The sequence below is a fragment of the Rhizobium grahamii CCGE 502 genome, from assembly GCF_000298315.2.
In the GTDB taxonomy this organism is placed as follows: domain Bacteria; phylum Pseudomonadota; class Alphaproteobacteria; order Rhizobiales; family Rhizobiaceae; genus Rhizobium; species Rhizobium grahamii.
In genome coordinates this window covers 101,533-125,843 of sequence record NZ_AEYE02000022.1, presented here as the reverse complement: position 1 = coordinate 125,843, position 24,311 = coordinate 101,533, and the positions used below count along the sequence as shown (strand labels likewise).

General features: G+C 60.3%; 15 protein-coding genes and 2 pseudogenes. 15 read left to right on the top strand and 2 right to left on the bottom strand.

Features of this window, described 5'->3' with window-relative positions; translation table 11 throughout:
• Positions 1–5: 5 nt before the first annotated feature.
• Genes RGCCGE502_RS18775 through RGCCGE502_RS18725 form a run of 11 tightly spaced genes read left to right on the top strand, consistent with a single transcriptional unit; the run spans position 6 to position 15,223 of the window.
• Positions 6–653, top strand: coding sequence for a hypothetical protein (locus tag RGCCGE502_RS18775; protein WP_016555764.1), 648 nt, complete (start codon positions 6–8; stop codon positions 651–653).
• A gap of 10 nt (positions 654–663) precedes the next feature.
• Positions 664–951 (top strand): hypothetical protein, encoded by a 288-nt coding sequence (locus RGCCGE502_RS18770; protein ID WP_016555763.1) that lies wholly within the window; start codon positions 664–666, stop codon positions 949–951.
• Positions 948–2,081: a hypothetical protein gene (locus tag RGCCGE502_RS18765; protein ID WP_016555762.1), complete on the top strand. Its 1,134-nt coding sequence runs from the start codon at positions 948–950 to the stop codon at positions 2,079–2,081. The genes RGCCGE502_RS18770 and RGCCGE502_RS18765 overlap by 4 nt, the downstream gene beginning before the upstream one ends.
• A gap of 12 nt (positions 2,082–2,093) precedes the next feature.
• Entirely contained in the window at positions 2,094–2,807 is a 714-nt protein-coding gene (locus tag RGCCGE502_RS18760) for a phage baseplate assembly protein V (protein WP_016555761.1), read from the top strand.
• A 9-nt stretch (positions 2,808–2,816) separates the two neighbouring features.
• Positions 2,817–3,104: a hypothetical protein gene (locus RGCCGE502_RS18755; RefSeq protein WP_016555760.1), complete on the top strand. Its 288-nt coding sequence runs from the start codon at positions 2,817–2,819 to the stop codon at positions 3,102–3,104.
• Between the two features lie 3 nt (positions 3,105–3,107).
• Complete coding sequence (locus RGCCGE502_RS18750; RefSeq protein ID WP_016555759.1) at positions 3,108–3,482, top strand: GPW/gp25 family protein; 375 nt, start codon at positions 3,108–3,110, stop codon at positions 3,480–3,482.
• Positions 3,483–3,492: 10 nt separating this feature from the next.
• Positions 3,493–5,916: a baseplate J/gp47 family protein gene (locus RGCCGE502_RS18745; protein WP_016555758.1), complete on the top strand. Its 2,424-nt coding sequence runs from the start codon at positions 3,493–3,495 to the stop codon at positions 5,914–5,916.
• On the top strand, positions 5,916–9,404 hold the full coding sequence (locus tag RGCCGE502_RS18740) for a DUF8189 domain-containing protein (RefSeq protein WP_016555757.1): 3,489 nt from the start codon (positions 5,916–5,918) through the stop codon (positions 9,402–9,404). The genes RGCCGE502_RS18745 and RGCCGE502_RS18740 overlap by 1 nt, the downstream gene beginning before the upstream one ends.
• Positions 9,404–11,644 carry a hypothetical protein gene (locus tag RGCCGE502_RS18735; protein WP_016555756.1) on the top strand — a complete coding sequence of 747 codons (2,241 nt, stop codon included), beginning with the start codon at positions 9,404–9,406 and terminating at the stop codon, positions 11,642–11,644. The genes RGCCGE502_RS18740 and RGCCGE502_RS18735 overlap by 1 nt, the downstream gene beginning before the upstream one ends.
• An 11-nt stretch (positions 11,645–11,655) precedes the next feature.
• The gene (locus tag RGCCGE502_RS34605; RefSeq protein WP_016555755.1) at positions 11,656–14,895 is read left to right on the top strand and encodes a DUF6519 domain-containing protein; all 3,240 of its coding nucleotides are present in this window, start codon (positions 11,656–11,658) and stop codon (positions 14,893–14,895) included.
• A gap of 10 nt (positions 14,896–14,905) precedes the next feature.
• Entirely contained in the window at positions 14,906–15,223 is a 318-nt protein-coding gene (locus RGCCGE502_RS18725) for a hypothetical protein (RefSeq protein ID WP_016555754.1), read from the top strand.
• A 225-nt stretch (positions 15,224–15,448) separates the two neighbouring features.
• Here the strand turns inward: RGCCGE502_RS18725 and RGCCGE502_RS38050 are convergent.
• A pseudogene (locus tag RGCCGE502_RS38050) lies at positions 15,449–15,562 on the bottom strand (porin); the annotation flags it as partial.
• 707 nt (positions 15,563–16,269) lie between these two features.
• On the opposite strand from RGCCGE502_RS38050, the gene RGCCGE502_RS18715 reads away from it, so the two are divergent.
• Both RGCCGE502_RS18715 and RGCCGE502_RS18710 read left to right on the top strand, forming a co-directional pair.
• Positions 16,270–17,904: an arylsulfatase gene (locus RGCCGE502_RS18715; RefSeq protein WP_016555753.1), complete on the top strand. Its 1,635-nt coding sequence runs from the start codon at positions 16,270–16,272 to the stop codon at positions 17,902–17,904.
• A gap of 204 nt (positions 17,905–18,108) precedes the next feature.
• Positions 18,109–18,696 (top strand): annotated as a pseudogene (locus tag RGCCGE502_RS18710) (hypothetical protein); the annotation flags it as partial.
• A 246-nt stretch (positions 18,697–18,942) separates the two neighbouring features.
• On the opposite strand, the gene RGCCGE502_RS18705 reads toward RGCCGE502_RS18710, so the two are convergent.
• Positions 18,943–19,944, bottom strand: coding sequence for a LacI family DNA-binding transcriptional regulator (locus tag RGCCGE502_RS18705; protein ID WP_016555751.1), 1,002 nt, complete (start codon positions 19,942–19,944; stop codon positions 18,943–18,945).
• A gap of 146 nt (positions 19,945–20,090) precedes the next feature.
• Between RGCCGE502_RS18705 and RGCCGE502_RS18700 the strand changes: the two genes are divergently transcribed.
• Together RGCCGE502_RS18700 and RGCCGE502_RS18695 are read left to right on the top strand one after the other, a co-directional pair.
• A complete protein-coding gene (locus RGCCGE502_RS18700; RefSeq protein ID WP_016555750.1) occupies positions 20,091–22,016 on the top strand; it encodes an ABC transporter substrate-binding protein in 1,926 nt (641 codons plus the stop codon).
• 86 nt (positions 22,017–22,102) lie between these two features.
• Positions 22,103–24,211 carry a family 10 glycosylhydrolase gene (locus tag RGCCGE502_RS18695; RefSeq protein WP_016555749.1) on the top strand — a complete coding sequence of 703 codons (2,109 nt, stop codon included), beginning with the start codon at positions 22,103–22,105 and terminating at the stop codon, positions 24,209–24,211.
• Positions 24,212–24,311 lie beyond the last annotated feature (100 nt).

Below are 24,311 nucleotides of genomic sequence, written 5' to 3'. Positions count from 1 at the left end.
GGACAATGACCGCATCGCCGCGATGGCCAAAGGTGCAGAAAGGCGGAATCGTCGCGTTCCAGCCGCCCGATCCGCTGCCTATTGTCGTTGCCTTCCAGTACAATCCTGACGAGGTCACACGCTCGATTGCCGCGCGTTCGGCCTCGGGTGGAGGGCGTGGCGACGCCCGCCGCCTCAACGGCCCGCCCGACGAAACGTTGACTTTTTCGGTCGACATCGATGCAGCCGACCAGCTCGAAAAGCCGGCGCAGAACGGCGTCACCGTCGCCACTGGTCTCCATCCGGCGCTCGCAGCGCTCGAAAAGCTGGTCTACCCCGCCTATTCCATGGTGTTGGCCAACGAGGTGATCGCCCTTGCGGGCGGTGCTTTCATCCTGGCGGAAAACGCTCCCATGGCTTTCCTCGTCTGGGGAGCGCACCGCGTCCTGCCTGTTCGCCTTGAAAGCCTGTCGGTTCGTGAGGAAGCCTTCGACCAGTCGCTCAATCCTATCAGGGCCCGGGCAGACGTGACACTGAAGGTGCTCACCTATCGCGACCTCAGCGTCCTGGACCCCGGTTATTTCGTGTACCTCGCAGCACTCACGCAGAAGCAGGCGATGGCCGCACAAGAGACATTCGGCGCCCGCTCCGGCCTTCAGGCTTTGGTTCCATAGGAGGGTTACGATGTTCTTCAGAGGCAGCCGTTATGAATCCATTCCCGAGGCGGAGTATACAGACGCCGATGGAAGGGTGATCCGCTACAAGCGCATGCGCTTCATTCCCGCAACGACGGGGAGCCGAAGCTATGTGGTCGGCAGCGGGGACAGGCCGGATCTGGCAAGCGCTTCGACGCTCGGCGATCCCGAACGGTTCTGGCAACTCTGCGACATCAACCGGGTAATGCGCCCGGTCGACCTGACGGATCAACCCGGTGCGATCATCGCCGTTCCCTCGCCCGGAGATCTCGCATGACGATCCTGCCGTCCTTCTTCCTGGTCCAGATTGCCAAGGCGCCGCTGCCGCGCCTGCTGATCGAAGCACTGAGCCTGATCGAGGTGGAAACGGCGATCGGCCGCGCGTCCATGGTGAGGCTGAGTTTCGACCTCAGCCGCAATGTGATGGGCGATTACGATGCGGCGGCACTTCCGATCTTCCGGCCAAACACGCCCCTCACCATCCGGCTGGCCCTTGGCCTTCCTGTTCCCTTCGCGCTCGTCAACGCCTATGTCACGGAGACGCGGCTCCTTGCCGGCAACGATCCCGGCAGGTCTATTCTGGAAGTTGTTGCCGCCGACGCGCTCGGGACCCTCATGGGGCAGCGCCGCGCACCCAAGACATGGCCGAACTGCCCGGACAGCGTCGTCGCCACCGCGATCTTGGCCAGCTACGGCATAATTCCCGATGTGTTGCCGACCCCACCGCAACGCACGACGCTCGACACGACGACCACCCAGCGCAGTTCGGATTCCGTCTACCTCAGCCAGCTCGCCCATCGAAACGGCTTCGATCTGTTCGTCGCCCCCGAACCGTTCAGTGGCCTTGACATGGGACACTTTCGACTGCCGCTGAGCCAGCCGGTGCCACAGGGCGTGCTTTCGATCGACTTCGGACGCCAGACCAACCTTCGCTCCTTCAATGCCTTCAACGACATGCAGCGACCGGTCGCGATGCAGGGCTTTACCTCAGAGCCGAAGACACGCCTGCCTCTGCCCTATATCGCTCCGGCTGCGACCGAAATGCCAATGGGCATGGAACCCAATCTCCTGCGCATCCTGCCTCCGCCGGTCGACCGGATATCTGCGACAGACGCGGCTAGCCCGCAGGAGGCGCAGTCATCGGCGCTTGCCAGGGCAACCGCCTCGAGCCGCTCCGTCAGCTGCCAAGGCGAGGTGGACGGGATCAAATTCGCAAGAGCCTTGCGATGCGGGCAAACCGTGCTGGTGCGCGGCGCGGGGCGGGAAAACAGCGGCCTCTATTACGTCGATTCCGTCACCCACAGGATATCGCGCGACGATTACGCCCAGAGCTTCACCGGTTGGCGCAACGCTGTCGGTCTGACAGGCGCCGAGATCTTCATCGACCCCTTTGCCGCGATTGCATGAGAGGAGCAGGACGTGCACGATTTCCAGGCCGCCGCCGATCAAAGCCAAGCCCACTACGAGCGCTTCTATGGCAAGTATCGCGGGATTGCGACTGATGTGAATGATCCAAGCAGGCTTGGCCGCATCAAGGCGCGCATTCCGTCGCTGCTCGAGGATTTCGAGACGGGCTGGGCAACCCCCTGTGCGCCCTACGCGGGAACGACATCAGGCTTCTTCTCGCTGCCGCCGGTCGGTGCCGGTGTATGGATCGAGTTCGAAGGCGGGGACATTTCGCGACCAATTTTTGCCGGCTGCTATTGGGGTGTGGCCGAGGCCCCCATGGCACCACCCGCCTCTCCACCCGATCCCATGACCAAGGTCTGGCGCAGCGATCTCGGGCTGACCATCGCGCTTGATGACAAGCAACAGACGATCACTCTCTCGGATCCGGCCGGGGCCAACCAGATCGTGCTCGATGTCAAACAATCGACCGTGACCGTGCGCGGTGTCGCCAAGGTTGTCTTCGAAAGCAGCAAGATTTTCGAGGGCAGCCCGGTGGCATTTCATCCGGCGGTCCATGGCGACCAGCTGATGACCTATCTGAACACGCTGGTGACAATCTTCAACACGCACTTGCACGTGGGGCAGATGGCGGCAGGGATCCTTCCCGTGACGCCGGCACCGTCTGTGGTCCAGATGATGCCCCCACCGCCGTCTCTTCTCTCAACCAAGGTCACACTGGATTAGGGGTTCACGATGGCGATCAAACCAGGGAATTTCACGTCCGATCCAACCGATGCCACCAGCTTCGTCAACTCGATGGCCGAAGCAATGGAGAAGGAACTGAACAAGCTCCTGGTGCTCGACGATCTGGAGCCTCTTTCGACGTCGAACACGGACCGGGACGTACGCGCGCGGCGCCGTATGTTCGTCGCGATCGCTCGTGGCGTTGTGCTGCATCTCGCCGCCCATCCGGAATCCTTCAAGCTGATGCCTGCGATCGGCGGCACAACGATCCGCGTCAACACCATCGAGGTGATATGACCAATGAACGCTTTTTCCCGCCATCTCGACGTTCCATTCGGCATCGACGCGCAAGGGCGGACGCGAACGACCGACGACGACGATCACATCAAGGACATGATCAAGCTCGTCCTTTTCACCGAACCTGGCGAGCGGGTCAACAGACCGGATTTTGGCTGCGGGTTGAAGCAACTCGTTTTTGCGCCCTCTTCGGATGCGCTGGTCGCAGCCGTTGAGGCTCTCGTTCACGGCTCGCTGATCCGGTGGCTCGATACAGTCATCACGATCGAATCCGTCGGGGTTCGCGCAGACGACTCCACCCTCGAGATCGAAATTTCCTATGTGCGGATCGACACTGGCGAACGCCGTCTCGACCTGTTCGTGCGACAGTCCGGCTGAGGAGGGGGCAATGACACGCTTGCGGCAGGGGTTGATCGACTGCGGGGAGGACAAGCGTCGCGGGATGCTTGCGAGCACTGCCCATCCGCTGAACGGCATTGATTTCGTCGAATACACGCGCACGCCGGGCACGCGCCAGCTCACTGTCACTTTTGTAAAAGCGAGGCCAGCTTCGCCGGTTCTCGACAAGAGCCATTTCAGCATTACGGGTGGCATCCGCATCACCGGGATAACTGTGGAGTCGATCGTCCTGCCGGCGGCGGCACCAAAGTCGGTGATCCTGATGCTGAGTGCCGAGGGCGATTTTTCGACCTACGCCGTGGGCGTGCAGCATCCGGCAGTGGATATGGAACTCAGCGAGGTAAGCTTCGGTTTCAAGGCAGCCTGCCCGTCGCCCTTCGATTGCCGAAGCGACTGCGACTGTACTGAGGCCGCCGTGGAAGAACCTGCCCTCGACTATCTTGCGCGCGATTACCAGAGCTTCAGGCGGATGCTTCTCGACTTTGTCAGCGCACGCAATACCGCCTGGACGGAGCGCCTGCCCTCCGATCTTGGCGTCTCCCTGGTCGAACTCTTCGCCTATGTCGGTGACTATCTCAGCTATTTCCAGGATGCGGCCGCAACGGAGGCTTACCTCGATACCGCCTTGCACCGTGTCTCGGTCAAGCGACACACCCGGCTGGTCGACTACCCCATGCACGACGGCGCCAATGCGCGAACCTACGTCCATTTGAATTCGGTCTCGGCGGGCATCGTCGATGCCGGCACGAGGCTGTGCACCCGGATCGCCCGTCCTCTTACCGGCGCGACCGACCTGCCCGGAACAGTCATTCCGAAGGATGCGGGTTTTGCTGAAGATCCGGCCTTGTCAGACGTCGTCATCTTTGAGACGGAGGCGGAGCTTCCGGTTCGGCCGGAGCTGAACGAGCTGCGCATCCACACATTCGGCAATGGCGAGTGCTGCCTTGGCGCTGGCTGCACCGACGTGCATCTCTATCACCTGTCGGGCGATGGCCACGCGACACGCCCGTCGCTCGTTGCTGGCGATCTTCTCCTTCTGGAAGAGGTCAGGAGCGCCAGGACCGGAGAGGCCGTCGATAGAAACGCTTCACATCGGTGGGTCGTTGAGCTCGTCGAGGTATCGGAGACGACGGACGAGGCACTGACGGACCTGCTCGCACCACGCCTCAGTGCCGCGGACGCAGCCCTGCCACTGCTACGAGTGAGATGGAGCACTTCACAAGCCCTTCCCGAAGCCGTGCAGATTTCCGCTATTGGGGCTGATCTTCTTCCGATTGATCCGGTCACGGTCGCGCGGGGCAATATCGTCGTCGCCGACCACGGGCTCACGATCTTTCTGGATTCGGCGCGCGGCGAACTCGATCTGCCGGCGGAAGCGGGCAGCCGCTATCCGCTTGCAACGTTGGACGTGCCCGCATCGCCGTTGACGCAGACCACCCATGGGCCTGCCATCGAACTGCTTCTCTCAGCTGCCGGACAGGAAGACCAGACCTGGTCAGCGGTCCCTGACCTTTTCGACAGCACGCCGTACGCCCGCGACTTCGTTGCCGAGGTCAGCAATGATGGCGCACCGACACTGCGCTTCGGCGACGACATTTATGGACGCATGCCGCGCGCAACGGAGCGCGCGCAGCTGACCATGCGCATTGGAAACGGCAGTGCCGGCAACATCGGTAGCGGCTCGATTTTCCATATCGCCGCCGCTGCAGGCGTGGTCGATGGCGTATACCAGCCTCTTTCGGCAACCGGCGGAACAGACCCACAATCGACGGCCGAGGTGAAACGGCTTGCTCCGGCCGCGTTCCGGGCCGAACAGTTTCGTGCCGTCACTGAGAATGACTGGCGCGACGCCGCACTCAGGCACATGGACGTTCTGGATGCGCGCGCCGTCTTCGGCTGGACAGGCAGCTGGCACACCATCTTCGTCGCCATTCATCCTCGCGACGAACGCGATCTCCTGCCGATGGCTGGGGGCGGCTTTGCTCTGGAAAGTCGCTTCGCCGGACGGATTTACGGCCATCTTCGGAGGTTCAAGCTCGCAGGTTATGACCTCGCGGTGACGAGCGCGGTCTACGTTCCGATCGAAATTGCCATGACACTTTGCATCGCCCGTGGCTATTTTCCAGGTGACGTCGCGGCCGCCGTCCAGAAAACCATGGAAGACTTCTTCGGCCAGCTTGGCGCGCGCTTCGGCAAGCCGGTGTACCTGTCTGAAATCTACGCGGCGATCGAACCGATCGAGGGCCTGGAGTCGGCGAACGTGACGCGTTTCAAGCGCTACTGGGAGCCGCAGCGCGATTGGCTAGACCGGGGCGTCATCGATATCGGCGCCTTTGAGATAGCGCGGCTCGACAACAACCTGAGCGCTCCCGAATTTGGCGTGCTCGTCCTCGAAACGGCGGGAGCACGATGATGGGCAGCGCCTGTATTGATCCTTTCTGCGGCTGCGGGAGCGATGCTCCGCTTGTCCCACTCGCGGTCTTCAACCGTCCGGGCCTCAATGCCCTCTCATATCGCATCGGAACCTTTTCGAGCTTTCGCCTGAAGATGCTCGAGGAGATTGCGAAGAACCCGGCCCTGTCGCAGCTGACATCACGCGAACCGGATGACTATGCGGTTTCGCTGATCGAGATGTTTTCGGCGATGGCCGACGTCATGACCTTCTACAGCGAACGGATCGCCAACGAATACTTCCTCGGCACGGCGCGGGAGCGAGCCTCGGTCGAACAACTCGTCCGGCTGATCGGGCATGAGCTTTCTCCAGGGCTTGCCGCCACCGCAATGCTTGCTTTCGAACTTGAGGAAGGCGCGCGGGTGCGCATCCGCAAGGGTCTGCCTGTCATGTCGATCCCGGGACAGGATGAGGTTCCGCAGACATACGAGACGATCGAGGAACTGGTTGCGCATGGCGATCTCAATGCGGCGCGCGCTTTCGCTGTGCCTATGGCGTTTTCAGCGTTTGCTGCCGGCCGCGCGGGATTTGCGCTTGCTGAACGACCGGCCGATCTGAGGATCGGTGATGTGCTCGCCCTCTTCGATGGCGAACTGTTCGAGGAAAAACGCGTCGAGGCGATTGAAGGCGAATGGGGCGGTCTTGCACTGCGTTTCACTCCACCGATACAGGCCAGTGGTTTCGCGGCAGACCGCACAGAGCTACGCAAATTCGAGCGGCGCCTGGCGTTGTTTGGATGCAATGCTCCGACGACAGTACAGCTTTATTCCACCAGTCCTTCGATCGAGCCGGACAAGCGCTGGTCAACGCATGCCATCAGCGACGTACTGACGCCGTCGGGGGACGGGTTCTATGCGCTGGAAACCAGCATACACGGTCTGTCGCCGGGCACGCGTGTCTTGATCAACACGGGCGGCGCCACCCCCCGCCAGCTCACCGCAACTGTCGACGCGACGCGTGAGGGAATCGCTACCGTTTCCACCACCGATGGTCTCGATGTTGCGCAGCTTTCCCAGACAGTAACCCATGCCCGCTTTGCGCGAACATTTTCGGGCCGGCCTGCTCTTGCTGCTGGATCGCAGACCGAGATCGTCAGTCGCGACGGGGCAAACAGGCTCGTCGCTTTCCTCCCAATGTCGGGCTTCAGCGCAGCAACACAGTCGATAGATTCCGTGAGAGTGACCGGCAACCCGGTCCTGGTGGCGACCTCATCCTCCAGCAGGCTTTTCGTCAGGAATGCCGAGCGGGCGCTGATCGGACTGACGCGCGCGGCCGGGGGCTTTGAAGCCCTGGTGGACTACGGCGGCATCCTGACAACCGATCCGGCGGCGATCGTGCTTGCCACCGGAGAACTCCTCGTCTTTGGCCGCGGAACGGACGCTCGCCTCTGGGTCATCGGTGCCGGGACCCCTTCATCCGGGTGGACATCACTCGGCGGCATCCTGACGTCGATGCCATCGGCAACAAGCTGGGGCGGTGGCCGGGTCGATGTCTTCGTCCGTGGCGCGGACAGGGCGCTGTGGACGCGAACAAGGGAGGCAACGTGGTCTTCCTGGATTTCCCTTTCCGGCGCCCTTGCATCGGCGCCGGCTGCCGTCTCCACTCTCCCCGGCCGGATCGATGTGGTTGCCCGTGGAGACGATGGGGGACTTCTCCATCGACGGTGGACAGGAACGGCGTGGACGGACTGGCTCAATTTCGGCGGCAATCTCGCCGGGCAGCCCGCAATCGCTGCACTTCCCGGAGACGAGGTCGCCATTGCGGTCCGACGTGTCGACAAAACACTCGGGGTCATCGCACGACGTGGAAACGCATGGTCCGAATGGCAGCTGGTCGACGCCCAACTTGCCTCGGACCCGGTGCTCACGGTCGCCTCGGGAACGCTGCGGATCGCCGCGCGAAACGGCGATGACGTCATTGTCGAGAACGCACGCCAAGTGAGCGGTTGGGCGGGCTGGACGAAACGCGAGGCTCCGGTGGCCATAGCGCTTGATCGAAGACAAAGCCGGATTCTCCAGGTCGGCGCGCGGGCAATCGAGCCGCGGGGCTTCGACTACCCGAAAGAACTCGCGGGCAATCAGCTCGTTCTTCGCGCAAAGCCCGGGACCGTCGAGCTCGGCAAAGGCAGACGCATCCTGATCGAGGCCGGCGAGGTTCAACATTTCGCGACCGTTACGTCTGCATCGCTGGTTTCGGCGATCGGCGGAGAGGCGCCTGACCATGTTCTCTTGTCGTTTGCACCGTCCCTGCCACGACCGCTGATGGCGGTTATCGTCAGGGCCAATATCGCCAATGCCAGCCACGGTGAGACTCAGCCCGAGGAACAGCTCGGTCATGGAGATGCATCCAAGAGCTTCGCGGAGTTCAGGCTGCAGCGGATACCGCTGACCTATCTTCCGGAGCCCGGCAATCTCTTCGGTCGCGCGAGCCTTGAGGTCAGGGTCAACGGGGTGCTCTGGTCGGCAACGCCCAACCTCTTTGGCCGCAAGCCATCTGACGAGGTTTATACCTTGAAAACAAGTGACGACGGCGCTTCAACCGTCGGCTTCGGTGACGGGCGCACGGGTCGCAGGCTGCCGACGGGTGTCCTTGCTGTTACTGCACGGTACCGAAAGGGTCTTGGCCTTGTGGGTCGCATGCGTCCCGGGCAACTCGCCTTGCCGTTGGAAAGGCCAGTCGGCCTTCGCGCCGTTGCCAACCCGATGGCCTCGATTGGCGGCGCGGATCCTGAAGATCGCGACGATGCGCGCAAGAACGCCCCGAACGGGGTCAGAACGTTCGGAAGAGCCGTTTCCCTTCAGGATTTCGAATGGTTGGCGCTATCGACCCGTCTCGTTGTCCGCGCAACCGTTTCATGGGTCTGGCTCGGGCTTGGAAAGGCCGTCCACATCAGCGTTCTCGGTGAAGGAGGGGGACGGGTACCGGCCGATCAACTCGCGCAACTCGCCTCTTCTCTTGCGAGAGCCCGCGATCTCAACTGGCCGCTTTATCTTGCCAGCCTTACCCAGGTGCCGCTTACCGTCTCGGCCCGAATTGTTTGCGATCCCCGCTTCGAGCGCGACGGCGTGATGGCGAATGCCCATGCCGCGTTGATGTCAGCCTTCCGCTACGACAGGATGATCCCCGGCATGCCTGTTCATCTCAGCCACGTCTACGCGGCTTTGCAACAGACAAAAGGCGTCGTTGCCTGTGATGTGGACCTCTTTCATCTCAAGGGATACGAGACAATGACGCCCGCAGAACAGAAGATCCGCGCCGTCAATTCCGAGAGATTGCAGAAACACATCCGTCTGTTTCTCGCCCGTCCGCTGCCGAAGGATCCGCTGCTGATCGACCGGTTCGCCAGGCGGGGCTTCGACAATGGCGTCGTGCCGCCGGTGCTTCCAGCAGAACTGGCCTTCATCGAGGACCCGCGCGACGTGACGCTCAGTGCTGTGGAGGCCCTGTGATGGCATATTCCAACGCCGCCACCGCCAAGCTCTTCAACCTGCTTCCGGCCTATCTGCGCGACGAGGATGCTCGAAACGGCGGTGCGCTGAAGGCGCTTCTTGGCGTCGTCGAAAAGGCCGCCGACGACATCGAGGACGACATCCGCCAGCTCCACGCCAACGCCTTCATCGAGACGTGCGAACCCTGGGTCGTCCCCTATATCGGCGAGCTTGTCGGCAATATCAGGCTTTCCTCGAGCGAACCCGAGCCTGTCACGAGCGCGGCTCGTGAGATTTTTCCGGACCTGCGCGGACCGCGGCTCGAACCCCTTCCTGCGCTTCGCACAAGAGCAGATGTCGCCAGAACGATCTACTATCGCCGGCGCAAGGGCACGTTGCCGATGCTCGAGGAGCTTGCCCGCGACATCACCGGCTGGCCGACCCACGCCGTCGAGTTCTTCGGGAGACTTCTCTGGACGCAGGCGGTTCGCAACCGGCTTCGTATGGAAACGCTCACACCTGACTTGCGCAAGGTTGAAAGCTGCCGACGCCTGAATTCGGCGTTCGACGGCATGAGTCACACCGTCGATGTACGCCCGCCATCCCGCAGCGAAGGCTGGTACAACATCCGCAATATCGGCTTTTTCCTCTGGCGCCTTGGCGCCTATCCGCTGAACAAGGTGACGCCGCGGCGTGCAGGAGATTTTCGCTACCACTTCAGTCCGCTTGGCAACCAGGCGCCATTGTTTTCCGCACGGCGCCGCGAGGCCGTCGAAACCGAACTCGCGACCGAACTCGACGTGCCGCAGGCGATCCGTCCGGCGCGTTTTCACAAGGATCTTGCCGATAGTGCCGCATTAGCCTCGCCACCCAGCCATAGCGAATTTTACGGACCGTTCGACAAGACGCCAGAGCAAGCCGGCGCTCCAAATCAGAGCATATTCATGGTGGTCGATGGCATCGAGGTGCCGGCTGCCTCGATCCGCTGCGCTGATCTGTCGACCTTCAGGCAACCAGCCGACGCCACGGTCCTCGTCGACGTGGCGCGGGGCCGCTTTGCCCTCGGCGCTCTGTTTTCGACCGACCCCGTCGTGGAGATCAGCTACCACTACGGATTTCCAGCCGACCTTGGCGGCGGGCCGTACCAGCGCCAGGCATGGCTGACGGATCCCGTCAGGGCGGAGCTTACCGCAACCTACCTGGTGAATGGCAGCGGCCTGCCTGGCACCTTTTCCACGATCGGTGCGGCCCTGCAGCAATGGAAGGATGACGACCGTCCGCGTTCCCTGATCCGCATCAGCGACAACCGAAGCTATGTTGAAGCCATAAACATCGAGCTTGACGTGTCGCAGCGGGGCGAGTTCCTGGCAATTGAAGCGGCGGACGGAATGCGTCCGCATCTTCAGCTGACCGGAGCGATGACAGTGACGGGCAGTCGTCCTGACTTTGTCCTGACGCTCGCAGGGCTGCTGATCGAAGGTCAGGTCCGCGTGGAAGACACCATTTCCCGGCTTCGCCTTGTCCATAGCACCCTGGTCCCCGGTCTTGGGATCGTCGACGGATCGGCGCCGGCTGGTGAACCCAGCATAGTGGCACTGGCTGGATCCACCGCGACCCCTCTCAACGTAGGGCTCTCGGTCGAGCTCGCCTTTTCGATCAGCGGGGCGATCGCGCTGCCCCGCCTTGCCCGCCATCTGATCCTCCTCGACAGCATCGTCGACGGTGCGCTTTTGCCAGCGCCTGATGATCTGGACCCCGATACCTCCGGTCCAATGCTCTATTCCGAGCGCAGCACTGTGCGGGGGACGGCAAACCTGCGCGGTATCGAGTACGCCTCAACCTCCATATTTGAGAACCTGGTTACCTGCGAGCGTGTCCAGAAGGGCTGTGTCCGGTTTTCCTACGTTCATCCACTTTCGCGTGTGCCTCGTCGCTATCGTTGCCAACCCGATCTCGCCGAAGCCCTCGAAATCGAGATCGCCGAGACGACGACTGTGCTCACCGCGGCTGAGCGTCAACAGATCCGTGATCGCGTTCGATTGCGACTGAAGCCCGAATATACCGCCGAACCTTACGGTCAGCCCGCATACCTGCAGCTGGCGCTGGATGGGCCGCCGGAAATTGCAACGGGCGCCGAAGACGGGTCGGAGATGGGGGCCTACTGCCATCTCAAACAGCCGCAACGCGAGCGCAATCTCAGTACGCGCCTGGAAGAATACCTGCCCTTCGGCCTCGACTACGGCATCATCTACGTGACCTGAGGAGAGTGACTATGTCCGGCGACTATTCACGGTTTACGCACGATGCCAGAAAGCGCTTTTCGAGTGTGCTCATCCAGCAGGGCCGCGTGCAGCTCGATTCCGACTGGAACGAGGCAGCTGACATTGCGAGGGAAAGGCTTCGAGTTCAGGCGCTCGACACCTTTGGGCCCGTCGGCGTGCCACATGCCACGACCCCCGATGCATTCAAGGTGACGGCACCGGTTGCAGACGATTTCAGCCTTGGCGAGGGGCGACTGTATGTCGATGGTCACCTCGCCGAGATTTTGCCAGGAGAGTCCGTTACATACCAGACGCAGCCGTTCCTTCCGGACCCGCCAGCGATTGGCGGCGCCAACTACAATGTCTACCTTGATCTCTGGGAGAGGGAAGTCACCTATATCGAGGACAACGACCTCCTCGACAAGGCGCTTGGCGGTGTGGATACGGCAACGCGTGTCCAACAGGTATGGCAGGTTAAGACCGTACCAGCCGCCGCACAGACGCCTGCTGCGTGTGGTACGTTTACCGGAACTCCTCCTTCGGGCGGACGCATGTCGGTTTCCGCGGTTGCGCCACCTGCGCCGGAGGACCCGTGCATCGTGCCACCACTGAGCGGCTATCGCGGCCTCGAGAACCGGCTTTACCGGATCGAGATCCAGGCAGCAGGCCCGCTTGGCACCGCATCGTTCACCTGGTCCAGGGACAATGGTTCCCTTGTTACGACGGTCAGCGAGATTGCGACCGCGGCCGGTAAGTCGTCGCTTACCGTTCATCGGATCGGACGCGATCGCGTGACACGCTTTGCGATCGGCGACTGGGTGTCTGTCACGGACGATCACCGGGACCTTCATGGTGAATCCGGCGATATGGCGCGGATCGACGACATAGATGAGGCCAACGCCATCCTTAGACTTGACCGAGCGATCGGCGCAACAGGAAGGCCATTCGCAACCGCACCCGCGGACCTTTCAGCGCGCCACACCCGTGTCCAAAAATGGGATCAGTCCTCCTCCGATCCCCTCGTCGGTGCCGACGGCACGATCCTGACTGCGACAGGACCGATCGCAATCGAAGAGGGGATCGAGATCAGCTTCTCGATGGTGGGAAGTGAAGGCTTCCACGTTGGTGACTACTGGCTCTTTGCAGCACGCACCGCGGACGCATCGGTGGAGGAATTCACCGCAGCTCCGCCGCGCGGTATCATCCATTCCTACATGCAGCTTGCCGCGGTAAACGGTCCTGATGTCAACGATTGCCGGCCGCAACCCGTAACCAGCCAGGGATGCTGCACGTTCGTCCTCAACCCCGGCGACGATATCCAGCTTGCGATCGACCAACTGCCACCTTCGGGGGGATGCGTCTGCCTCAAGACCGGGATCCACAGGCTTCGGGCGCCGCTCTTTATCGGCCGCAATGATGTCAGTCTCCATGGCGAAAGCACCGGAGCAATTATCGAGACCGGCGAAGGCCCGCTTCTGACGGTATCCGGGCGTCGCCACAGGATCCACGAGCTTCAGTTCCGTCGGCAGCGCGGCGGCCCTGCCATGGTAACCTTCGTGCGCGCAGAGGATTGCATCCTTGACGATTGCCTCGTTTCGGGCGGCGGCAGAGAAGATGGTGGCATCGGCATTGCGATTGCCGACGCCCAACGCGTCGATATCAGGCGCTGCACGGTCTCTGGTACTGACGTGAATGTGCACATCACGGGCAGCCGTGCGCGGCTGCTTGCCATTACCGATTGCTTCCTCGCCGGCATCAGGCGCGATGGTGAGGAGGATGGGCCCCTACCCGGTACAGCGGGGATACTCCTGCAGAACGGCGGAGATCTCAGCCGCATCGAAGACTGCGTCATCGGTGGAACTGCAAACGGCATCGTCTGCCTGGAGAGGCAGATGGACGTTCCGCTCGACAGGCTAACCATTAGGGGCAACAGGATCGAATGTGTCGCGTTTCGACCGGTCCTTTCCGCACGCAACATGGGCATCGGCTTGATGGCGGAGGGGAGCATCGTCTCCTGCAATTCGGTCACCATGCAGCGATCGCCGGAATTTGCGCCGGTGACCGCGATTGCCGTTGGTGGCCTCGGCCTCAGGATTGAGGACAATGACGTCAGCATCACGACGCCGCGCGGCAGCGGCCCGCCAAGCATCGGCATCCATTTCGGGTGGAACGGCGAACAGGCAAACGTCATCACGGTCGACGGGCTGGTCGCGGGCAATAAGGTCAGGGATGCCGAGGTCGGGCTTTTTTCGGAGGCGACACAATCCAGTTCGCTGACTGGCAATGTGATCAGCTATCGTGTTCGGGAACGCGCATCGCTGACAGCCGGCATCCTGATCTTCAATGCACATGGCAACTCGTTTAACGATAACCGGATCGAGGGCGCGAGCTTCGGTATCGTTGCAACCTCGGGCGAAAACAACAGCATCGAGCGCAACATCGTTGCGGGCGGTATTGTCGGGCTCGGGATGGGCCGTGAGATCGATGCGTCCCTGTCTTCGAATGATATTCGTGCGCAGGAACGTTTCGGCATGTTCTGCTTCGATAGCCGAGGCCGCTTGGTCGTTCACGACAACAGCGTCGCCAGAACCGGGACCAGGACCAATGAGCTTCCCAAGATCGGTATCTTTCTGCTGGGCGTATCCGGGCAGGCAAGTGTCGAGCGAAACCAGGTGATCGACACGGGCATCGACGCGGATCTCAACGCCTCTCCGGGGGTTGCCGTCGGTATTGCTGCCATCCTCTGTCTCGAGGCGGCGATCAGGGACAATATTGTCAACTACAGTGGCGGCTGGGACGGCATCGTGGAGAGACGCGGCCTCACCGTCGAAGACCGGGCCCTTCTGATGCAGGGGATGAGCCTGGCCAGCATCCTGCAGACCGATGGCGTTACTGGCTATCCCGCCCTGGTGCAGGGAAACCGCTTCGAAGGCATTGGCTTTTCTGCGCTCATACAGTTCCTGGAACGCGACGGCAACGATCCGCTTCTACGCTTCGAGCGGGTAAGTTTTGCAAATAACGACTGCATGCATCGCGTGCCCCGCGACACCGAGTTGGCCGTTACGCTGCTATTGAAGGGACGTCATGCTCTTGTGTCGGCCAATGCCTTTCGAGCTTTTCCTGGGCAACCGGCCTGTGTCGACTTCCAGCAGATTACGCGGCCAGTCTTTGTTGCCAACTATTTCGTTCGGGGTCCCGTGAGCCCCGCACCGATCCCTGTTGCGATGCTCGCAACCAACATAGATCTTTGAGGAGAAGGCAATGGACATCGAAGAATTGCTCAAACAGCAATCGACCTTTGTCGACCGAGCTGTCGAGATGGCAATGGAAATCACCCGACGTGGAGGCGGCACCACGCCCGACGAAGCCGGCCTGGAACAGGACCGCTCAATACGCGATCTGGAGATCCGGATCAGAAGTCTGGAGACGCGTCGGGAAGCAACGGTGAAGGCATTCGACACAGCCATCGAGGACGCTCGCAAAACCATCTCCGACATTCAGTCAAATCGTCCGAGAAGTGCTCCCCCGACGACGTCAGGAAAACCGACCGTGCCGAAGACAAGGCCGCGTAAGAAATAGGCCGCTTCGGCAGACCACCGTGGGTTGTTTGTCGATGCTCGAGGCTCTTCTTGTCGTCCCGGAACATGTTAGGCTGCGCTTACGCTCAGGAGTGTCAAAGCTGGATTATGCGATCACGTTAAGGGAACGACATCGCGCCCGAGGAGCGGCGGGCCTGAAGCCTGCCGCCGCCGCTAGCAACTGATCGGGGTCGAGCGACCATAGGCTATGTTGCGCCGCGCAAAGGAGGCCGAAGGAGCCTGTCGTCACATCGTGGCCCTGGTCCGGGTCGAGATATTGAAGCGACGCATTGGCATAGAGGTTGTCGACGATCTGGTAGTCAACGGTCGGGCCGACCTGCTACGAGGAAGGGGCGGACAAGGTTAAGTTCTTCGCCTTGAGTAGGAAACGAACCACTGCCGTTAGAAATTCAGGGGACTTGATGCTAAATCATTGATTTCATGAGGCGGGATAGGAGCTTGTCCGGCAGGGCAGTAGCGGCCAAAATCCAAAAGCCGCAATTGGCGGCCATGGTCTCGGCGACATTGTCGGAAATGCCGCAGAGCAAATCGACCTGGTTAAGACGGATCGTCTGGTGCGTGGCGAGGTTACGACGTCTACGGGTAGACAATGTGGCACCTGGCCGGCAACAGCTAGTTTCTCAGGCGGCAGCAAATCAGTTGGAAGCGACGAACAATCGCCGCAGCCCAGCATACCGAGATCGAACCTTTGCGTGGCCCAACACATTCGTCCGCCCCCCAAGGGGGCAAACAATAACACATCCTTGGTGTTACCTGCCGAAGCTCTACTGTTGATTGCCCTGATCTATCGGATTCCCTAAAGGGCAATTTCGACGGATTCCCGCATCGAGTAGTATTTGCCCAGATCCGCTCGGCATCAGCAATTCAAGAGGATGTTGAAATGGAGGCCACGCGTCGCGAATTCCTCACAGTTTCGCGAATGGCCTCCGCGCGATCGGTCTGTTCTATTGTTGCACGTCCCGGGGTGCGACGAGAAAACAAAGCCTTATGTCAGACGGGCGACGGAACCCGAGAGGGAGAAATTCAATGAGACAGGGCATTCTGACGACTGTGCTGCTATGTGGCAGTGCGCTGTTGTTCGGCGGGCAAGCACCCGCACGGGCTCAGGAGCAATCGAAGCCCAATATCCTCGTCATCATGGGCGACGATATCGGCATGTGGAACATCGGAGCCTATCATCGCGGCCTAATGGCCGGCCGCACCCCAAATCTGGACAAGATCGCCCAGGAAGGCATGCTGTTCACGGACTATTATGCCGAGGCTAGTTGTACGGCGGGTCGCGCAAATTTCATCACTGGCGAGCTGCCGATCCGGACCGGCATGACGACTGTTGGGCAGGCTGGCGCCGCGACGGGTCTGCCGGCGGAAGCGGTCACATTGGCCACTGTTCTGAAGTCAATGGGCTACGCTACCGGCCAATTCGGCAAGAACCATCTCGGTGACAAGAACGAGTTTCTGCCGACCGTTCACGGCTTCGATGAGTTCTTCGGCTACCTCTACCATCTCGACGCGATGGAGGATCCGGCTCATCCGAACTATCCGCAGGATCTACTGAACGTGGTCGGACCACGCAACATGGTTCACAGTTGGGCAACCGACACGGATGATCCAACCGAGATGCCGCGCTGGGGCAAAATCGGCAAGCAGAGGATCGAGGACGCCGGCACTCTCTATCCCAAGCGCATGGAAACGGTAGACGACGAGATTCGCGACTTCGCAACAAGCTTCATGGCAAAGGCCAAGCAGGACAACAAGCCGTTCTTCGTCTGGCTGAACCCTACGCGAATGCACATTGTCACCCATCTCTCTCCCAAGTACGAGGCGATGCGAAACGCTGAGAACGGCTGGTCGGAAGAGGAAGCCGGCATGGCACAACTCGACGACGACGTGGGGCTCGTCATGCAGAAAATCAAAGACCTTGGTGAGGACGACAACACAATCGTCCTGTTCACCACCGACAATGGAACAGAAGTATTCACTTGGCCCGATGGGGGGCAGACACCCTTTGCGCAGTCCAAGGGCACCGTTCTGGAAGGTGGATTTCGCGTCCCTGCAATTCTACGCTGGCCTGGTCATGTGCCGGCGGACGTCGTGCAGAACGGCATTTTCTCCGGTTTGGACTGGCTGCCGACCTTTGTTGCGGCAGCCGGCAATCCGAACATCACCAACGAATTGCTGCAAGGCAAAACGATAGGAGACCGGACCTACAAGAACCATCTTGATGGCTACGATCAGACGGCGGCTATCACCGGCAAGGGAACGTCTGCACGTCACGAGATCTTCTACCTTGGTGAAAGCACGGTCGGCGCAGTGCGCATCGACGACTACAAGTTCCGTTTCATCGATCAGCCCCAGGGCTGGCTTGGCGAAAAGACCCATCCTGACGTTCCGTATATCACCAACCTGCGACTGGACCCGTTCGAGCGGACTGGTTGGCCCAACAACGGAACGAAAGAAGGCGGGCAGCAGTACTTCGACTGGTTTAAATATCAATTCTGGCGTTTCGTATTCGTTCAGCAGTTGGTCGGAAAGGAACTCCAGACCTTCCTTGACTTTCCCCCAATGCAGCGGGGCGCCAGCTTCAATCTGGACGCCGTTAAGGCAGAGATGCAAACCCGTATGGCTCAGGCTGCTGCGGCGGCAAAGGGTACAGGCAACTGATGGAGCTGATCTACCTGCAGGCGGTCTCACGAGACTGCCTGCAGGCAAAGGACAAGACAACCTCGCTCTCGAACAACCGAGTGCGATGACAGTGTGGCTCTGATCTTAGCTGAAGTCGATCCGTTGGCATGCTCGTCCATCATACCGATGCCGAACGTGAAGATGCATATGACCGGGACACCTCCACGTAGCCTCGATCACTGGTTGACGGATCAGTTCATCATGCAATGGGACGATGGCAAGGACAATTTCGCGGTCGATCCACCGAACGCAACGGTCTCTGTACTCGGTGGCGACGGATCTGATGTCAGCGACGCCGTCGTGACATTGAAGACCCCGAAACTTGGTGGCACGACCCTGACATTCGACGTCACCATTCTTGAGGGAAACCTTGACGGAGCGACGGGACCGGCCGCGCTCTTCATTGATCACTTCGGAGGTGGGGGTGGATTCGGCGGAGGCGGTTTTGGCGGAGGACGTTTTGGCGGCGGTGGCTTCCGTGGAGGCGACTTCGGCGGAGGAAGTTTTGGCGGAAGAGACTTTGCCGGGGGCGATTTCCGTGGAGGTTTCCGAGACAACGACGTTCATATCGGCGATACCAACATCAACCGGGTGGGTGGCACCTACTGGCAGGCGCCCGTCTACCACGGAGCCTGGTACCGCGGCGCCCCTGTCGCCACCGGCGTCGTAGCGGGCGCGGCTATCGGGGCGGCAGCAACACGCCCTTACTACTATAACAACTACTACAACAATCAGCAGTGCGGCTACTATCCCTTCCCGCCGTGCTACTGATGCCAGCCGTCGTCACGCCGCCAAGGCGGCGTCACATTTCACAAGAGCAACGTTTGGTGCAGTTGCGCGATAACATTCGATCGTCACCGCGTGGGTAACGGGGTTGTCGGTCGTTCTGATTTTATTGTTCATGGGACGAAGCGCCTTTGCCGACACTGTCCCTGCCCTCACGTCCTGATCCCCGGATCTAGCCAATTCCTCGACGCGTCAGCCGTGGATAAGGACCAGTAGTGTCCGGAACCGGCCTTAACTTTTTACAGGCCCGGCAGAACGTCGCTCGACAATCCGGGACACCACACGGATGCTGCGTGGCGGCTGATCGGGCAACCGCGGCCGTCGGATGCGGTCGAGAAGCAGTTGCAGTGCCGCGGCGCCGGTTTCTCGCCCCTCCTGCCTGACCGTTGTCAGTGCTGGCGAAATTTGCATCGCTGCGGAAAAGTCGCCGAAGCCGACAACCGAAACATCGTCCGGAATACGAAAGCCTTGCCCAAGCAGTTCGGAAACGACGGTCACGGCAAGTCCATCGTGAGCGCAGAAGAAGGCAGTCGGATGCACACCCCTTTCTTGCAGTTCGCCGAGTGCTGTCGCAAACCCCGACTGCTCCTCGAACTGCATGACATGCAGTTGAAATTCACTGTTTTGTTCCAGGATCTCGCGCATGCCGTAATAGCGTTCGTGACGACCACGATAGATGGGCAGGCCGTAAACATATGCAATCGACCTGTGCCCAAGGCTGGTCAAATATCGCGCCACCGCTTGGCCGGCCTCATGGTCTGACCCGCTCACACTGTCGATCTGCTGGAGGGGATCGGTCCAGCCGAGACGCACGATGGTGGCGCCGCCAGCCGCGGCCCGCGCTATGGCTTCCGGCGTGTGGGGTCCGACAAGAATAAGCCCTGCGAAATTTGCGCTGAGTTCCTCCAGCGCTAGATCGCTGTGTGTCCAGCGGATTCGGATGCCAACGCCAAGCCTCTCGGCCTCCTGCTGTACTCCGGTCTGGATCTGGACATTGAGTTCGCTATTGACGGGGTCGATGTCATAAAAGACGACAGCGATCTCCTCGGTATCGGATGCCCTGTTACGGGTAACCGACTTCGTATAACCAAGTCGTTCGGCGACTTTTGAAATTCGCCGGCGCGTTTCTTCGCTGACACCAGACTTGCCGGCGAGAGATCGCGAAACGGCATACTTAGAGAGCCCAACCTCGTCGGCGATGACTTGGATAGTCACTTTCGTCTTTGTTTGCATAACCGCCTCTTTTTTCGCGGCAGCCACTGCAGTGGCATGGCGGAAAATTATCTGACATAACGCTTTACCTAACAAAACTCATATGTAAACCTCCCAATCGTCCAAACAACAACAAAACTTATGGACATCTTTAGGAGGAGATACCCATGCTTAAGCTGAAACGCCGTGCGTTTCTGGCCGGGACTTCGGCCGTTTTCATTCTTCCGGTCCTGCCGAGCTTCGCCGGCGGCTACAACGAGGCCGCAAGCCTCAAGGAGCAGGCAGCGAAAGGCGCGTTGCCGCCTGTGACAAACCGGTTGCCTGAGAACCCGCTCGTCATCAAGCCGGTAGAGAGCGTTGGCAAATACGGTGGCGACTGGAAACTCGCTCTGGTCGGCGGCGGCTCCCTGTCACACCTCTTCCGCTATCAGGCGTATGAGCCTCTGGTGCGCTACACTCCTGATTGGTCTGGCATCACTCTGAACGTTGCCGAGGCATTTGATGCCAACGAGGATGCAACAGTTTACACTATCCGCCTTCGCAAGGGCATGAAGTGGTCGGACGGCCAGCCCTATACGACGGCCGACGTCAAATTCTGGTACGACACAGTGCTGACCGACAAGCGCGTTGCCATTACCGGGCAAGGTCACTGGAAAACCGACGGCAAGCCGGCAAAGCTCGATATTGTCGACGAGCAGACGTTCAAGGTGACATTCCCGAGGTCAAACGGCCTGTTCCCTCTTCAAATGGCCTGGTCGAACAACGACCACACCACCCGCTGCCCCAGGCATTATCTCGAGCAGTTTCACATCGACTATAATCCAAAGGCAGACGAGGTCGCCAGACAGCGCGGCTTCCAGAGCTGGATCGCTGCGTTCCAGTCGATGGCCGGTTTCCAGGACGACAATTCCTTCTTCCTGAACTCGTCGGCGAAACCCTGTCTCTTTGCCTGGAAATTCAAGACAGCGCCCGGAGAGAACACGGAACGGGCGGTGGCAGAGCGCAATCCGTACTACTTCAAGGTCGACACGGAAGGAAACCAGCTCCCTTACATGGACCGCATCGTATACCAGATGGTTGCGGACCCGCAGGTCTTGCTACTGAAGACGATGCAGGGCGAGATCGACATGATGGACCTCTACATTGCGACGCCAAACAACAAGGCGGTCCTTTATGATGCGCGCCAGCAGGGCGGCTACGACTTCTACACGCTGACCTCGACCGAGGCCAACGTGATGACGTTCATCTTCAATCTCAATCACGAGGACGAGACCAAACGGGCGCTCTTCCGCAACAGGAATTTCCGTGCGGCAATGTCAACCGCACTCGATCGCCAGACATTGATCGATGCGGTCCTGGTTGGGCAAGGCGCGCCGGCGCAGCCCTCCGTCAAACAAGGCGACCCCCTGTATAACGAGCAGCTTGCCACCCAGTTCACCGGCTACGATGTCGATAAGGCAAATGCCATGCTCGACGAGATCATCCCGAAACGGGATGATCAGAACTTCCGGCTGGACGACAAGGGCCGCCGCCTCACTGTCATCTTCGAGATAGACCAGGCGCGCGCGATCTTCCTCGATCTGTTCCAGCTTGTGATCCCCATGTTCCAGGCCGTTGGTATCGACGCGCAAATGCGCACGATGGACAGATCCCTGTGGGAAACACGGGTCAGGCAGGGACGCAGCTTCGACGCGACGGCGCACCAGTTCGGTGCAAACGGCGGTGTCGCCGCCATGCTCGACCCGCGCTACTATGCGCCGACCGACAGCAACGCGTTTTATGCGCCGGCATGGGCGCTCTGGTATGTCGACCCGACGAATGCCAATGCGGAAGAGCCCCCCGAGGAGACCAAGAAACAGCTGGAACTTTACAACCAGCTGAAGGCGAAGGCAGACAAGGCTGGCCAGCAGGAAATCATGAAGCAGCTCCTTCAAGGCGCGGCCGAGAACTTTTACGTCTTCGGGGTCTCGCAACCTCCGGACAGCTACGGGATCGTTAAGAACGAGATGAAGAACATCACGAAGATCATGCCGAGCTCGTTTGGCTGGCCGACCCCGGCACCGACGATGCCGGAACAGTTCTACAAAGCCTGAGGGGCCACCACAGACAGATTTGCCGAGGCGCCTGCAAGGGGCAGGCGCCGAGCGCTACCTCTTTGTCAACAATTCGGATTACCGATATGCTTGAAGCAAGACGACAGAACGCAGACACTCTGAGGACGCCGGAGTGGTACAAGACCGCAACGCGCTGGACGCAGTTGACCTTCGTTGAAGACGATCCCGTCCGTTACGACCCGGCATTCTGGATCGACGTGTTCAAGCGGACCAAGTCCAATGCGGTGTGCCTCAGTGCCGGCGGATACATTGCCTTTTATCCAAGCGATATTCCATACCACTATGTCTCCCAGCACCTCGGCGACAGGGACATTTTTGGTGCCCTTGTCGATGCTGCCCGCAAGCTCGACATGCATGTGATGGCCCGCGTCGATCCGCACGCAATCCACGCTGACGCGGCCAAGGCGCATCCGGAATGGGTGATGGTCAACGCCGATGGAACACCACGCGAGCACTGGGCCTATCCGGGTATCTGGGTCACCAATGCCTACGGCGAATACAACACTGTCTTCATGCCCGAAGTCGTCAAGGAGATTGTCAGCAAATATGATATCGACGCGATCTTCGCCAATCGCTGGCAGGGACATGGCGTCGATTACAGCGAGGACAGTGCCCGCCGCTTCAAGAACATGTTTGGCCATGACCTGCCCGTCAAAGCCGACGCTGGGGATCCGGCCTGGCAGGCCTGGCTGCAATGGCGTAGACGTGTCCTGACGGATATCATCGCCCAGTGGGACGATGCAGTGAAGGCGATCAAGCCCCATGCGAGCTTCATTCCGAACATGGCGGGATCATCACTGATGGAATTCGATCTCGACGTCATCAAGAAGCATTGCCCGTTCCTCGTCGTCGACCACCAGGGACGCCGTGGCGTTGAACTTGGATGGTCGGCCGGCCGCAACGGCAAGCGGATCCGCGCAACGTTCCCCGATCGTCCGGTCGTCCTCATCACTTCGATCGGACCGGAGGAAGAATACCGCTGGAAGGATGCCGTGACAGCACCGGAGGAAATGCAGCTCTGGGTCAACGACGGTACCGCGCACGGGCTCTACGCCTGGTTCACCAAGTTCAACGGCGTCGTGCCTGACAAGCGCTGGGTGGACCCGATTGCCGACTCGTTCCACCTCCAGGCTGCCGTCGAGCCTGTTTTGGAGGCAACCGCACCAACCGCCGAGATCGCGGTCATCGACCCGTCGACGACGCTTCGCCACTGGGCGCCCGAAGAGCGGAACAATGGCGAGAAGCACGATCTCGGATTCTACCACGCGCTTGTCGAGGCGCGCCTTCCGTTTGAACTTTTGTCCGACCAGGTCCTGACCAGGGAGAACCTTGATCGCTTCAAGGTGATTGTGCTCGCCAACGCCGCATGCCTGTCCGATGCGCAGGTCGAGGCTATCAGGCAATACGTCGATCGCGGTGGGAGCATCGTTGGCACCTTTGAAACCTCGCTCAGGGACGAGAATGGAAAGCTGCGAAAGAATTTCGGACTGTCGGACGTGTTCGGCGCGACATTGGTTTCCGGTCCACGCGGTATCGTCAAGAACACCTACATCGCACTTTCTGGGAGCCACCCGCTTAACGAAGGCTACGATGGCGCCGAACGGATCATGGGCGGAACGCGTCTGATCGATGTCGATGTCAAAGGTGATGCCGTTACCCCCTTCCTCTATGTGCCTGATTTCCCGGACCTTCCGATGGAGGAGGTTTATCCCAGGCAGGAACCGAAAGGTGCCGGCGTCGTCGCACGTGAGACCGGCAAGGGAGGCCGCGCGGTTTACGTCCCATGGAATATTGGCGAAATCTTCTGGGAGGTCATGGCTGCTGATCACGGCCGGCTGATCGCAAATGCCGTTCGCTGGGCGCTCGGCAAGGCCCCGCGCATCACGGTGGAAGGTCCAGGTATCCTCGATCTCGCGCTCAGAGAAAACGCTGAAGGCGTGGCGCTGTCGATGCTTAATCTGACAAATCCGATGATGATGAAGGGGCCGGTTCGCGAGAATTATCCGCTTCCGGCACAGACGGTTTCGTTGGAGATTCCTGACGGAAAGTCCGTATCGAAAGCGTGGCTGGTCCTTTCTGATCGAGCTGCATCCTTCAACGTCAAGGATGGTCGTGCAGAAATCGCGGTTGATTCTATCGACCGGCTAGAGGTGCTGCACGTCACCTGGAAATAGTGGCAATAACAGTCTCCACCGCGGCTTGGAGGAAGCCGGGGCGGAGACATGACCTGGCAACAGGCGCCCGCGGGACGCCTGTCTCGAGGGAGGAGACACC

What these genes read in the sequence shown, in the direction of transcription:
- RGCCGE502_RS18775 (WP_016555764.1), top strand. Translation starts at nt 6, where the DNA reads ATGACCGCATCGCCGCGATGGCCAAAGGTGCAGAAAGGCGGAATCGTC.
- RGCCGE502_RS18770 (WP_016555763.1), top strand. Translation starts at nt 664, where the DNA reads ATGTTCTTCAGAGGCAGCCGTTATGAATCCATTCCCGAGGCGGAGTAT.
- RGCCGE502_RS18765 (WP_016555762.1), top strand. Translation starts at nt 948, where the DNA reads ATGACGATCCTGCCGTCCTTCTTCCTGGTCCAGATTGCCAAGGCGCCG.
- RGCCGE502_RS18755 (WP_016555760.1), top strand. Translation starts at nt 2,817, where the DNA reads ATGGCGATCAAACCAGGGAATTTCACGTCCGATCCAACCGATGCCACC.
- RGCCGE502_RS18750 (WP_016555759.1), top strand. Translation starts at nt 3,108, where the DNA reads ATGAACGCTTTTTCCCGCCATCTCGACGTTCCATTCGGCATCGACGCG.
- RGCCGE502_RS18745 (WP_016555758.1), top strand. Translation starts at nt 3,493, where the DNA reads ATGACACGCTTGCGGCAGGGGTTGATCGACTGCGGGGAGGACAAGCGT.
- RGCCGE502_RS18740 (WP_016555757.1), top strand. Translation starts at nt 5,916, where the DNA reads ATGGGCAGCGCCTGTATTGATCCTTTCTGCGGCTGCGGGAGCGATGCT.
- RGCCGE502_RS18735 (WP_016555756.1), top strand. Translation starts at nt 9,404, where the DNA reads ATGGCATATTCCAACGCCGCCACCGCCAAGCTCTTCAACCTGCTTCCG.
- RGCCGE502_RS34605 (WP_016555755.1), top strand. Translation starts at nt 11,656, where the DNA reads ATGTCCGGCGACTATTCACGGTTTACGCACGATGCCAGAAAGCGCTTT.
- RGCCGE502_RS18725 (WP_016555754.1), top strand. Translation starts at nt 14,906, where the DNA reads ATGGACATCGAAGAATTGCTCAAACAGCAATCGACCTTTGTCGACCGA.
- RGCCGE502_RS18715 (WP_016555753.1), top strand. Translation starts at nt 16,270, where the DNA reads ATGAGACAGGGCATTCTGACGACTGTGCTGCTATGTGGCAGTGCGCTG.
- RGCCGE502_RS18705 (WP_016555751.1), bottom strand. Translation starts at nt 19,944, where the DNA reads ATGCAAACAAAGACGAAAGTGACTATCCAAGTCATCGCCGACGAGGTT.
- RGCCGE502_RS18700 (WP_016555750.1), top strand. Translation starts at nt 20,091, where the DNA reads ATGCTTAAGCTGAAACGCCGTGCGTTTCTGGCCGGGACTTCGGCCGTT.
- RGCCGE502_RS18695 (WP_016555749.1), top strand. Translation starts at nt 22,103, where the DNA reads ATGCTTGAAGCAAGACGACAGAACGCAGACACTCTGAGGACGCCGGAG.